11 protein-coding genes are annotated in these 13,195 nt (G+C 40.7%); 7 read left to right on the forward strand and 4 right to left on the reverse strand.

Annotation, left to right across the window (positions count from 1 at the left end; genetic code table 11):
- Positions 1-18 precede the first annotated feature (18 nt).
- Complete coding sequence (locus F5613_RS05680) at positions 19-2,235, reverse strand: RelA/SpoT family protein (RefSeq protein ID WP_179399050.1); 2,217 nt, start codon at positions 2,233-2,235, stop codon at positions 19-21.
- 170 nt (positions 2,236-2,405) lie between these two features.
- Here F5613_RS05680 and F5613_RS05685 point away from each other — a divergent pair, with 170 nt between their 5' ends.
- Positions 2,406-3,926: a DUF4301 family protein gene (locus F5613_RS05685; protein ID WP_179399051.1), complete on the forward strand. Its 1,521-nt coding sequence runs from the start codon at positions 2,406-2,408 to the stop codon at positions 3,924-3,926.
- A gap of 100 nt (positions 3,927-4,026) precedes the next feature.
- On the opposite strand, the gene F5613_RS05690 is transcribed toward F5613_RS05685, so the two are convergent.
- Complete coding sequence (locus F5613_RS05690; protein WP_179399052.1) at positions 4,027-5,340, reverse strand: Gfo/Idh/MocA family protein; 1,314 nt, start codon at positions 5,338-5,340, stop codon at positions 4,027-4,029.
- Between the two features lie 233 nt (positions 5,341-5,573).
- On the opposite strand from F5613_RS05690, the gene F5613_RS05695 reads away from it, so the two are divergent.
- Positions 5,574-6,998 (forward strand): Gfo/Idh/MocA family protein, encoded by a 1,425-nt coding sequence (locus F5613_RS05695; protein WP_079683812.1) that lies wholly within the window; start codon positions 5,574-5,576, stop codon positions 6,996-6,998.
- An 18-nt stretch (positions 6,999-7,016) separates the two neighbouring features.
- Positions 7,017-7,958, forward strand: a complete 942-nt coding sequence (locus F5613_RS05700) for a sugar phosphate isomerase/epimerase family protein (protein ID WP_079683813.1) — start codon at positions 7,017-7,019, stop codon at positions 7,956-7,958.
- Positions 7,959-8,023: 65 nt separating this feature from the next.
- Here the strand turns inward: F5613_RS05700 and F5613_RS05705 are convergent, their stop codons facing one another.
- Both F5613_RS05705 and F5613_RS05710 read right to left on the reverse strand, forming a co-directional pair.
- Positions 8,024-8,395 carry a DMT family protein gene (locus F5613_RS05705; RefSeq protein WP_079683814.1) on the reverse strand — a complete coding sequence of 124 codons (372 nt, stop codon included), beginning with the start codon at positions 8,393-8,395 and terminating at the stop codon, positions 8,024-8,026.
- Positions 8,395-9,144 (reverse strand): tRNA 2-thiocytidine biosynthesis TtcA family protein, encoded by a 750-nt coding sequence (locus tag F5613_RS05710; protein WP_179399053.1) that lies wholly within the window; start codon positions 9,142-9,144, stop codon positions 8,395-8,397. The genes F5613_RS05705 and F5613_RS05710 overlap by 1 nt, the downstream gene beginning before the upstream one ends.
- Positions 9,145-9,366: 222 nt before the next feature.
- On the opposite strand from F5613_RS05710, the gene F5613_RS05715 reads away from it, so the two are divergent.
- Genes F5613_RS05715 through F5613_RS05730 form a run of 4 tightly spaced genes read left to right on the forward strand, consistent with a single transcriptional unit; the run spans position 9,367 to position 13,167 of the window.
- Complete coding sequence (locus F5613_RS05715) at positions 9,367-10,767, forward strand: tetratricopeptide repeat protein (protein ID WP_246303382.1); 1,401 nt, start codon at positions 9,367-9,369, stop codon at positions 10,765-10,767.
- Between the two features lie 28 nt (positions 10,768-10,795).
- Positions 10,796-11,269 (forward strand): NfeD family protein, encoded by a 474-nt coding sequence (locus tag F5613_RS05720; protein WP_179399055.1) that lies wholly within the window; start codon positions 10,796-10,798, stop codon positions 11,267-11,269.
- 29 nt (positions 11,270-11,298) lie between these two features.
- Positions 11,299-12,291 carry a flotillin-like protein FloA gene (gene floA / locus F5613_RS05725; protein WP_079683818.1) on the forward strand — a complete coding sequence of 331 codons (993 nt, stop codon included), beginning with the start codon at positions 11,299-11,301 and terminating at the stop codon, positions 12,289-12,291.
- Between the two features lie 6 nt (positions 12,292-12,297).
- Positions 12,298-13,167: a nucleoside phosphorylase gene (locus tag F5613_RS05730; RefSeq protein ID WP_179399056.1), complete on the forward strand. Its 870-nt coding sequence runs from the start codon at positions 12,298-12,300 to the stop codon at positions 13,165-13,167.
- The last annotated feature ends 28 nt before the right edge of the window (positions 13,168-13,195 follow it).

Below are 13,195 nucleotides of genomic sequence, written 5' to 3' on the forward strand. Positions count from 1 at the left end.
ACAGGGCTTTGTTATGATTTAGGAATTGAGTCTTTCGACGGATTTTACTCCTTTTACTGTTTTTATTTTCTTTATCAACACATTCAACATATTGGTGTCACGTATCAATACGGTAAAATTGCCCTGGAAAAGTCCGTCAACCGAGTCGATATTGAATGACCTCAGGGTAACCCCGGACTCCTTACTGATAACCGATGTAATGTTGGTTACAATGGCAATATCATCCCTTCCAACAACCCGGAGTGAGATAGCATAACCTGCGTTGCTTTTTCCACTCCACCGAGCCTTGATGATACGGTATCCGAAGCGGCTGAACATCTCTTGGGCATTTGGACATGTCATCCTGTGGATTTTAATGCCTTGGGTGGAGACAAACCCGAATACTTCGTCGCCGTAAATAGGGTTACAGCATTTGGCTAGTTTGTATTCAATGCCCGTAAGGTTTTTGTCAATTACCAGAACATCCTGACGGTTGGATATTTCTTCCACCTCGGTCGTTGTAATGTAGTTTTCGGCACTTTTAGGTCCGCTGTGCTCATATATCTCCTTTTCCTTGCGTTCCAGATCCAGGTATTCGTCAATTACATTGTTCAGATCTAAACGTTCGTCCGATATATCCAGATAGAAATCAGTAACAGTTTTGTATCCCTTTTTCTTGATTAGTCGCATCAACGTACCTTCATCCACATCAATCTTACGGTTTTTAAAGCGCCGTTGCAACATCTCTTTCGAGAAGTCGGCTGTCTTAGCAGCCTCTTCACGCAGGGCTTGCTTGATTTTAGTACGTGCCTTGGATGTAGTTACAAAGGATAGCCAATCTCTTTTGGGACTTTGGGTTGGCGAGGTTACTATATTTACTGTATCTCCATTTTGAAGTACATATTTGATAGGAACATTTTTCTCATTTACCTTGGCCGACATGCATTTACTTCCCAACTTGGTGTGGATGGAAAACGCAAAGTCGAGTACGGTGGCTCCCTTAGGTAATTTAATCAGTTCACCGGTAGGGGTGAACACATATATTTCATCCGAATACAGGTCAAGTTTGAAATCCTGCATCAGTTCGCTGGAATTGGCTCCTTTATTTTCGAGAGCGGCCCGCACCGTATTCATGAATTCATCCAGTCCGTTTTCTGCTTTAATTCCTTTATACCTCCAATGTGCAGCCAGTCCGCGTTCCGCAATTTCATCCATACGTTTTGTCCGGATCTGAACTTCCACCCACTTGTTTTGCGGGCCCATCACGGTGATATGTAAACTCTCGTAACCATTACTTTTGGGAATGGATATCCAGTCTTTCATTCTCTCCGGATTCGGTTGATACATATCGGTAATGATAGAAAATACCTGCCAGCATTCGGAACGTTCCTTATCAACTGGTGTATTAAGAACCACACGGATGGCAAACAAATCGTATATCCCTTCAAAATCAATCTTTTGTTTTTTAAGCTTGTTATTGATGGAGTGGATTGACTTTGTACGGCCCTTAATGTCGAATTTGAAACCCGCCTCTTTGAGCTTCTGCTCAATAGGTGCGATAAACTCTGCGATATAAGCATCGCGAGAACGTTTGGTCTCGTTCAGCTTCTGCTTGATATAATCGTATGTTTTACGATCTGTATATTTTAGAGACAAATCTTCCATTTCGCTTTTGATGCTGTATAATCCCAAGCGATGAGAAAGCGGAGCATACAAAAAAGAGGCTTCAAGGGCGATACGTACCCGGTCGCTGTTATCTTTAAACTGTTTGCCGATTCGGAGCATATGCAGACGGTCGGCAATCATGATCAGAATCACCCGTACATCTTCGGCAAATGATAAAAGCAAGTGGTGGAAGTTTTCCGAATTTACAGCCGTATTACGTGCATAAAGATCGGATGTTTTAAGTAGCCGGCTGATCATAAGAGTTACATCCGGACCAAACTCCTTCTCAATCTCTTCCAGAGTGAGTGCTTTTTTTAGTACGGTACGATAAAGCAAGAGGGCAATTATGGGTGTTCGTTTCAGTCCGATTTCCGAAGTCGCGATAAGTGCCGTATTAATATTTCGCAGCAGTCCGTTAATTCCGTTTTTATCTCTCCCATAACAATCCATCGAAACGGTACGTTGAATAAGGTTCCGCATTTTTCGGACATCATCTTTTTGGAGAGAGAAGTGAATGCTTTGAAGCAGCTTTCTATATTTAAATAGAAATTCCTTCTTTTCTTCGGGTGTAAAGAATGCTTGTGTATTCATACTGTTCTTGTTTTGCCTTATTAGGCCTATACAGGCTGTAAACTTTTGTAAAAGTATCTTTTTTCCTTGAAAACAGAGGTATCTCTAATGGTATTTTTGATACATTTGCATTATTTATAGGATGACACGTTTTCAGTTACGGCGACTGTAATTATTAAAAACAATATACTATGCTTAGTACGAAAGACTTGGCTTTGCTCGGCCAAAAGGGAATAAGCGAGAAGCAAATTGAAGAACAACTTGACTGTTTCAGAAAAGGATTTCCTTTTCTTGAAATTATGGCTTCGGCATCAGTTGAAAAGGGAATCAGCGTAATTGATAAAGAGGCTCAGGTTGGCTACATGGAGGCTTGGGATGCCTATCTGAATCAGAATAAGCGTATTCTTAAGTTTGTACCCGCTTCGGGAGCAGCCAGCCGGATGTTTAAAGACCTTTATGAATTTCTGGATTCGGATTCGAATGAACCTTTTTCCCCCTTTATGGAAAAGTTTTTTGCAGGTCTTACCTCTTTTGCGTTTTATAACGCCTTAGATGCTGTATGTCTGAAAAATGAAAAACGTACCATCCCCCAGTTATTGTCTGATAAAGAGTATAAGGCAGTAGTAAATAATCTGTTGTCGTCAGGTGGGCTTAATTACGGCCAGCTACCGAAAGGCCTGTTGCAATTTCATACGTATCCTGCCAGTGTACGCACTGCTATGGAAGAACATTTGGCAGAAGGAGCCATGTATGCCAAAAATAATGCTGCAGAAGTAAATATCCATTTTACAGTATCACCGGAACATAAGGCTTTATTTGAGCAACTGGTTGCTGCAAAAGTTCCCGCATATGAAAATAAATTCTCGGTTCGGTATGATATTTCTTTCAGTGTACAGAAGCCCAGCACTGATACATTGGCTGCCGATTCGGAAAATCAACCGTTCAGAGATAAGGAAGGAAATTTACTTTTCCGTCCCGGAGGACATGGTGCTTTGATAGAGAATCTGAATGATGTGGATGCAGATATCGTTTTTATTAAAAATATTGATAACGTGGTGCCTGATTCTTTTAAATGTACCACAATTATCTATAAGAAGGTGCTGGCTGGAGTGTTGGTAACTTTACAGAAGAAAATATTCCGCTATCTGCATCTGATTGAAAGCGGACAATATACACACGCTCAGGTAGAAGAGATGATTCGCTTTCTGCAGACCGAATTATGTATAAAACATCCGGAAATGAAAAACCTGGAAGATGCAGAGCTTATTCTTTATATTAAATCAAAGCTGATACGTCCGATTCGTGTTTGCGGTATGGTTAAGAATGTGGGAGAGCCCGGCGGTGGGCCATTTCTTGCATTCAATGAGGATGGTTCTTACTCTCCGCAGATACTGGAAAGTTCGCAGATTGATCTTGCCGATCCCCGTAAAAAAGAAATGTTCGAAAAAGGTACACACTTTAATCCTGTTGATTTGGTTTGTGCATTAAAGGATCACAACGGACAAAAGTTTAATCTGCCTGATTTTGTTGATAAAAATACTGGATTTATTTCAATGAAGTCCAAGGATGGACGGGAACTTAAAGCCCTTGAATTGCCAGGTCTGTGGAATGGTGCTATGAGTGACTGGAATACAGTTTTTGTTGAAGTGCCGATTGAAACATTCAATCCGGTTAAAACTGTAAATGATTTATTAAGACCGGAACATCAATGATATCTATAGATTGTGAATGATTGATGTTATTTTACGATACAAACAAAGGGTTGCCCGCTTATTGGCAACCCTTGTTTATTAAATAGGTATGGGAATCTGGTTATATTTTAGGAAGTTCCCATGGTGAACGGTAGTTGGGAACCAACAGATTGTTTGCTGCTTCATCGTTCGTAAAACGAATCCCGTCCCAGACTAATTTTTTGCCGGTTCGGTAAGCAATATTGCCCAATTGAGAGAACTTGGCGATATGAGCCCCAATCTCAATGCTGGCATTACAATTCCGATTGCGGCTTTTGATGCACTCCAGGTGGTTCTTTACATGTAGATTGAGACCTCCTTCACCGTAGGCCTTCTTTAAAGGAACAGCCTCCATGCGTGTATTACCGTTTACCCGCTCAGGAATTACTTCCCAACCGCCACGATCTAATACCAAAGTGCCGTTTTCGCCAACAAATCCTAATCCGTGGTTCCGTCCGTAGGCTCCGTCATCAATTCCAATAGCATGATCCCACATAACAGTAAAGTCGTTGAATGTATATATGGTTTGAAGTAAATCAGGAGTTTCACAGGCATCATCCGGATATCCGAATTTACCACCCGAAGCCATAATGGAGTTAGGTGCTGTAACGTTCATTCCGTACAAAGCATAGTCAAGCAAATGTACACCCCAGTCGGTCATCAGTCCTCCAGCGTAATCCCAGAACCAACGGAAGGTAAAATGAAATCTGTTTCGGTTGAAAGGTCGTTTACGAGCCGGCCCGAGCCACATGTCATAATCAACACCAGCCGGAACAGGTTCGTCGGCCAATACCGGAATGGATGGACACCATCCCTGATATGAGAATACGCGAACAGTACGTATCTTCCCTAGTTTGCCGCTGTGTACAAACTGCATGGCATCTTGCCAGTGAGGATCGCTGCGTTGCCATTGTCCAACCTGAACCACCCGGTTATACTTTTGTGCCGCCCGAACCATTATATTACATTCCTCAATACTGTTGCCCAAAGGCTTTTCACAATAAATATCTTTGCCTGCCTGACAAGCAGCCACCATTTGCAGGCAATGCCAATGGTCGGGTGTTCCTACAATCACCACGTCTATATCTTTATTGTCGATTAGTCCGCGCCAATCTTTATACAGATTCTTTACCCGTTTACCAGAAATCTTTTCGGTTTCGGCGGCTCGGTTCTGCAACACATTCTGGTCTATATCCGCCAGAGCCACACATTCAACTTCCGGGTTACGCAGAAATGCTTTGAGGTTTTCGAACCCCATTCCATTACAGCCAATCAAGCCAACACGGATTTTATCACTTGGAGCAATGCTGCCCCCGGCTTTAATAATAAAAGGACTAGCGGTAAGTCCTACACCCAACAGGGAGGCCTGTTTTAGAAAATCTCTTCTCGAAGTCATTGATCTTATGAATTTAAGGAAAACAATAGTCTTTTTGCAAAGAACATAAAAATAGGCTTATGTTGTATGTTGCATACTCCATTAATTTTTATTTTATTTTGACATAGGTCAAAACTCTTTCAGGCACTCTCTTTTTGTCTTATTTCCTTTAGGTTATTAAAACAATAATGATAACTTTGTGACTATATTTTTGCCTACAAGGATACTATTAACAAACTATTAAATGAATTACCATGAAGGAAAACACTAAAAAAGGAGTAAGCCGTCGTGAATTTTTGGGTTTATCTGCTTTGGGACTAGCCAGTCTCACGATCCTGCCCAGCTGGAAAATGGCCGGAGTACGTATTGCTCCAAGTGACCGTGTTGTGTTAGGTTTTATTGGATTGGGGCAACAGGCTTTATCGGATTTTGCCGGTTTTGCTGCATGTCCGGGCGTACAGGTTGCTGCCTGTTGTGATGTGGATTCACTAAAACAATTACGTTTCAAGAAAAGAATTGAAACATGGCAAGCCGCCAAGAGCATGGCTCCCCGTTGCGATATGTACGAGTTTTATGAAGATTTGCTGGAACGTAAAGATATTGATGCCGTTGAGGTTGCTACACCCGACCATTGGCATGCTCTTAATACCATTCATGCAGCACAAGCCGGGAAAGATGTTTATTGCCAGAAACCATTAGCTTTTACTATCCGTGAAGGTCTTGAAATGGTAAAGGCCGTTAGAGGAAATAAACGCGTGTTGCAGGTAGGTAGTCAACAGAGATCAAGCAAGGAATTCCAAAAAGCGATTGAATTGGTTCAATCCGGAGCTATTGGTCATATCGAAAAGATTTATGCAAGAGTTGGTGCGCCTCCCAAACCATTGGATTTACCTGAAATGCCTGTTCCTGGAAATTTAAACTGGAACAAATGGATGGGACCACTTAATGATCCAAAGATTCATTATCATCCTGATTTGTGTCCTCCTATAACTGTAGATCCGGAACAGAATGAAAAACTGTGGGGTGCCTGGAGATGGTATCAGGAAACCGGCAACGGATATACGGCTGACTGGGGTGCTCACATGTTTGATATTGCTCAGGCTGCTATAGGAATGGACGGATCTGGTCCGACTGAATTTATTCCTGCCGGCTATAACGGATCAACTTATGCAGCAATGAAATATCAGAATGGTATTGTAATGACAGAACAGCCCTTCCTGGAAGGTAATGATGGAGCACAAGGTATAAAGTTTATCGGCGATAAAGGCTGGATTGAGGTGGCACGTGGTTATCTTGCCTGCTCAGATAAGTCGAAAGTTCCTGCCGAACTTGCCGGTCAGCGTCCTCTTACGATGGAAGAGATGAAGAAAAGATGGGAAGAGATGAAAAAACAGGCAGAAAAACAAGGAAATAAACCTAAAGGTGGTATGGCTGGCAGCTACGAAACCAGCTCTCCGCATATGCAGAATTTTATTGACTGTGTACGTTCCCGTGAGAACCCAATTGCACCGGTTGAAGTTGGATGCAGTACCAATACTCTTTGCTGTTTAGCTAACATTGCACGTGAATTGAATCGTCCGGTAAAATGGAATCCTGCAACATTGAGCTTTATCAACGATAAAGAGGCTGCTGCACACCGGTTGTATGAATATGAATACAGAAGACCATATAGTCTATAATTAATTCTCAATAACAGTATGAGTAACAGACGTGATTTCTTACGAAATGTTTCTTTCTTGACTGCCGGAGGTTTGCTGGCAGGCAATGTTAGTTCATTACACGCATCTACTACGACTTCTTCTAAAGCCGCAGCTGCAAAAAATATAGGTTTGCAAACCTATTCGTTGGGAAAGGAATTGTTTGAGGATGTACCCGGAGGTATGAAGAAACTCAAACAGATGGGTTACACCAATCTCGAACTTGCGGGATACAATAAGGGTAAGATCGGTACGGTCGACATGATGGAATTTAAAAAGATGGCGGAGGATGCCGGATTGAAGATTACCAGTTCTCATGTAAATCCACCGGTTCGAGAATTTTCGCAGGCAAATTTCAATGAAATAAAGGAATTCTGGAAAGTTGCTGCAGCCGATCATGCCAAGCTTGGAGTTAAATATTTAATCCAACCTATGATGCCCAAATGTGAGTCGCATGAGGATGCAGCCTTTATTTGTGAGGTGTTCAATGAATCGGGTAAAATTGTGAAAGAGGCTGGAATTCCATTCGGTTACCACAATCATAATATGGAATTTAAAAGGGTGGTAAAACCAGAGGATGCAGCTCAGGCAGGTAATCCTTGGATACCTAAAGGTGATCAGATTTATGATTTATTTTTAAAAGACACAGATCCTTCTCTAGTGTTTTTTGAAATGGATGTATATTGGACCGTGATGGGCCAGAATGACCCGGTTGAATATCTTAAAAAACATCCGGACCGGATTAAAGTGTTGCATATTAAAGATCGTGCTGTATTAGGTCAATCAGGAATGATGAATTTCGAAATGATTTTCAAACAGGCGTATGCAAATGGCATCCAGGATTATTTTGTTGAATTGGAAGGTTTAAGAACCGGAATGTCTCAGTTTGACGGAGTAAAAGGTTGTGCTGAATATTTATTGAATGCACCATTTGTGAAATAATTACCTCATTATGATAAAGACTCCCCGGATTGATAAATCTGAGGGAGTCTTTTTTATTGTGTATACTACTTCTTAAACACCAGATAAACGGCACAGACCAACAGCACACAAGCCAAAGCATGATTCCATTTGAAGGATTCGGTCTTGAATGCCATCGAACTGAATATCATAAAGATGACAAGAGTGATGACTTCCTGGATAACCTTTAGCTGAATCAGACTGAACGGACCTCCGTTTTCACGAAATCCGATACGATTAGCTGGTACCTGGAAACAATATTCCAGGAAAGCAATGGACCAGCTGAAAGCGATTACACCAAGTAGCGGAAGTGAATCAAACCAACTGAACTGTTGTTTCATCTTTAAATGACCATACCATGCAAATGTCATAAATACATTGGACAGAATCAAAAGTACGATTGTTATAGCTCCTTGCATTATATCTCTTTTTTACGGGGTAAATAATCTTTCTGGATATGTGTCATACTTCCCCATAAATTATATCTGGCATGGGGATTTATCTCTTCAAGTCTGGCAAGGACTCCTTTAAGGTCGGGCCTGCTTGATGTCGACTCATGGGGACAGTTTTTTAAAAGTTTCTTATATCCTTTCCATTCAGCAATCCGGATCAATTCTTTCTCTTCAACCAAGCAGAGCGGACGGATCAGTGTCATGTCAAATTTATCCATTTTTAAACGGGGAGGCATCGTGCCGAATGCTCCTTGGAAAGTCATGTTCATAAGCAGGGTTTGCAATAGGTCGTCTTGATGATGTCCTAATGCTATTTTGTTACATTTATACTGCTTGGCAATATCGAACAGCGCCTTTCTACGTGTCCATGAACACAAGAAACAAGGCGATTTGCGCTTATCAGTCGTCGGATCGAATGACGTTTTATGAACTACAAAGGGTAAATTATGTTCCTCAGCACATCCACGCAAGTAGTCGAGATCTGCATTGTAGGGTATATTTTCCATTATGATGTGAGCTACCACAACTTCAAACTTCGGACGGAATATCTTCTGCCTTCTCCCCAGTAAATCGACTAAGGCAAGTGAATCTTTTCCTCCCGAAAGTCCAATTAATATTCGGTCTCCATCTGCAATGAGGTCGTATTCCCAAATTGCTTTTTGTATTTTTGCTTCTATTTTGCGAAATAGAAGTTCTTCTTCAGTTTTTATAGCCATAGTTTATTTTCGGGCGCAAAATTAGAAAAAAAAGGATTGATTTTTAGAGCTCAATTGCATTTAACATGTTAATTTATGCAATTTAATCGGGAAGGTTGCAGGTTATTTTAGTTATTCCTGTATGCTGGAACAAAAAAATTCATATCTTTGAATCTCTGTAACCATAAACAAAGTCAAGGCAAAATGAATGGGATGTGTTTAAAACTTTTTCTTGTGTCAGGTATGACGTTGTTAAGCAGCGTATTAACAGCTCAAAGCCTTGATCAAGCAAAGAAGTTATATAACGAAGGTAAATTTGAAGAAGCTAAACCTGCTTTTGAGAAGTTAGTTGAACGGACTCCTGGCAATTCATCTTATAACCAGTGGTATGGTGTATGCTTGTATGAAACGGGAGAAAAAGAGAAAGCCGAGAAATATTTACGGGTAGCTGCCAAACGTAATGTTCAGGAAGCTTTTCGTTACCTGGGGGAGTTATGTTACGATACCTATCGTTTTGAAGAATCGGAAGAGATGTTTCAGGAATACATTGATTTGCTTGCAAAGAAAAAACAAGATACGCTTCCATGGGAACAAAGACTTGAACAAGTGAAAAATGCACTCCGAATGATGGAGAAAACTGAAGATGTTGAAATAATTGATAGTTTGGTAGTTGATAAGGAAGCATTCCTCACTGCCTATAAGCTAAGTGAGGAGAGTGGTTCGTTGATGCTTTTTTCTGATTTTTTTCAGCTGTCAGATGCATCGGAGTCAACTGTTTATATGAATCAGAAACAGGATAAGATTTTTTATGCACAAAAAACTCCTGAGAATCAGTTTTGCTTATTCACTCAATCCAAATTAATGGATAAGTGGGGAGACAAGAAGATGTTACCGATGACAATTAATAGTGCTAATAATGAAAACTATCCGTTTGTAATGTCTGACGGAGTGACAATTTATTACGCAAGTACTGGCAATGGGACCTTAGGAGGATATGACCTGTTTGTAACAAGATACAATATTAGTTCGGACAGCTATTTAGTCCCCGAACAGTTGGGAATGCCTTTCAATTCTCCCTCCAACGATTACATGATGGTTATTGATGAATCGAAAGAATTGGGTTGGTTTGTTTCCGATCGCTTTCAACCGGAAGGGAAAATCTGCGTATATCTTTTTATTCCGAATCCTGATCGGAAAAGGTTGCTAACCGATGATCTTGAATTGAAACGTTCCCGTGCAGCTATATATTCAATTAAGGATTCATGGAAAGCATCTGCTAACTATAAAGAACTAATTGATCTTGCACATAAAGAGATAAGGTCTGGAGTAAGTGAGGTTAAAAAAGATTTTGAGTTTGTGATTGTTGATCAGGTCGTATATTTTTCTCTGGATGATTTCCAAAGTCCGGAAGCCCGAAGTTATTATGAAAAAGCTTCCGCTTTGAATCGACAGATAGTTGAAGAGAGTGAAAAGCTTCTTTCTTTAAGAAAGTCCTATGTTGAAGGAGACAAGGCTACAAAAGAAAGGCTATCCAGCTCAATTTTAACTTTGGAGAAACAACTTGAAAACATGATAAATGAGCCGCTTGTTCTTGAGAAAAAAGCCCGGAATGCTGAAGTGAATTTCCTTCGGAACAAACGATGACTAATTAAGGGAAAAAACTTTATTAACTATGATACTAGATATTGCCATTGTTGTTTTTCTACTTGCAGTAGCAATTGTATTGCTTTTGCTAGAAATCTTTTTACTTCCAGGAATAACTGTGGCAGGAATAGGAGGTTTTCTATTTGCAGCAGGAGGTATTTTATATGCTTACAGCGAGTTGGGAGTACAAGCTGGAAATATAAGCTTGATTGTATCAGCAGTAGTATTTGCCGTATCATTTTTTTGGTTGCTTCGTTCAAACTCATTCAATAGGGTTGCATTAAAAAAAGAGGTAGACAGTAAATTGATCTCCACCCGCGATCTGGGAATTGTGCAAGGAGACGAAGGAATTGCTGTTTCGCGCCTTAATCCGATGGGTAAGATCCGGGTAAAAGGAATTACGGTCGAGGCTAAATCAATTGATGGTTTTGTAGATGAAAATACACCAATTGTGGTTACAGGAATCGATGCCAGTAATTTATTGGTTAAAATTAAAAAATAAACAGTATTCACCTTTTAAATACAATGTCTATGGAAATGACCTTTCTGCCGTTGATTCTGCTTGGAGCAGCGGTGTTGCTTTTGTCCATTTTCTTTTATTACGTGCCGTTTCTTTTATGGATTTCGGCAAAAGTATCGGGTGTAAATATATCCCTGATACAGCTATTTTTGATGCGTATCCGTAAGGTGCCTCCCTACATCATCGCCCGAGCAATGATTGAAGCTCATAAGGCTGGTTTAAAACAGCTCACGCGTGATGAACTTGAAGCTCACTATTTGGCTGGCGGACATGTTGAAAGAGTGGTTCATGCACTTGTTTCTGCTTCTAAAGCAAATATCGATTTATCGTTTCAGATGGCAACTGCAATCGATCTAGCTGGTCGTGATGTATTCGAAGCTGTACAAATGTCAGTTAATCCTAAGGTGATCGATACACCTCCGGTTACAGCTGTTGCAAAGGATGGTATTCAGTTAATAGCTAAAGCTCGTGTTACGGTGCGAGCTAATATTAAGCAATTGGTTGGTGGTGCCGGAGAAGAAACAATTCTGGCCCGTGTTGGTGAAGGGATCGTTTCGTCGATCGGATCATCCGAAAGTCATAAAACAGTGCTTGAAAATCCAGATTCTATTTCAAAATTGGTGCTTCGTAAAGGATTAGATGCCGGTACGGCTTTCGAAATTCTTTCCATTGATATAGCTGATATCGATATTGGTAAAAATATTGGTGCATTTCTTCAGATGGATCAAGCTCAGGCTGATAAAAATATTGCTCAGGCTAAAGCTGAAGAACGTCGTGCCATGGCTGTTGCCTTGGAGCAGGAGATGAAAGCAAAGGCTCAGGAAGCGCGTGCAAAAGTAATTGAAGCTGAGGCTCAGATACCACAAGCTATGGCGGAAGCATTCCGTAGCGGTAATCTGGGTATTATGGATTATTATAAGATGAGAAATATCGAAGCCGATACCTCTATGCGTGATGCGATAGGGAAACCGGCTTCAAGTTCATCCAAACCATTAAAAGACTAATTAGTCGTGCGAGTAATTCCACCTTCAGAACTTATAATTAATGCAGATGGAAGTGTATTCCATCTGCATTTAAAGCCGGGTCAACTGTCGGACAAAATCATACTGGTAGGTGATCCCGAGAGAGTGTCGTCTGTTGCATCCCGTTTTGATTCTATTGAATGCGAGGTATCTAACAGAGAGTTTCACTCAATTACCGGTTACTTTCAGGGAAAGCGCATTTCGGTTGTTTCTCATGGAATTGGAACAGATAACATTGATATTGTTCTCAATGAGCTGGATGCGCTGGTTAACATTGATTTTACCTCTCGTACGGTTAAAGAGATCTTTACTCAATTAACGTTGGTTCGGATTGGGACTTCAGGAGGTTTGCAGCATTTTGTTCCTGTAGGTACTTACGTTGCAGCCGAACGTTCAATTGGATTTGATGGCGTACTTTATTTTTATGCAAATAATAAAAATACCAGAGACGTAGCTTTTGAAGAAGAATTACTCAGCCAGCTTGACTGGAAAATTTCAGAAATTCGTCCGTATGTCGTTGCTGCAGACAAGTCGCTGATTGAACAAATAACCAGCAATGATATCCTGAAGGGGGTGACGATTGCAGCCAATGGCTTTTACGGACCGCAGGGTCGGGAGCTACGCTTACCTTTAGCGGATCCGGAGTTGAATAAGAAAATTGAGTTGTTTAACTATAATGGTGCTCAAATTACTAATTTTGAAATGGAAAGTTCTTCTTTAGCGGGACTTTCGGCTATGATGGGGCATCGGGCAATGACCGTTTGTTGTATAATAGCAGGGAGGGTTGATAAAAAGATGAATACCGATTATAAGGAGAGCTTACCCATCCTTATTGATAAAGTGTTAAATCGTATTTAGTATCAATAGGAATTCGAGAGGATTTATT

Origin of the sequence: Macellibacteroides fermentans, assembly GCF_013409575.1 — a bacterium.
GTDB classification, from domain to species: Bacteria; Bacteroidota; Bacteroidia; order Bacteroidales; family Tannerellaceae; genus Macellibacteroides; species Macellibacteroides fermentans.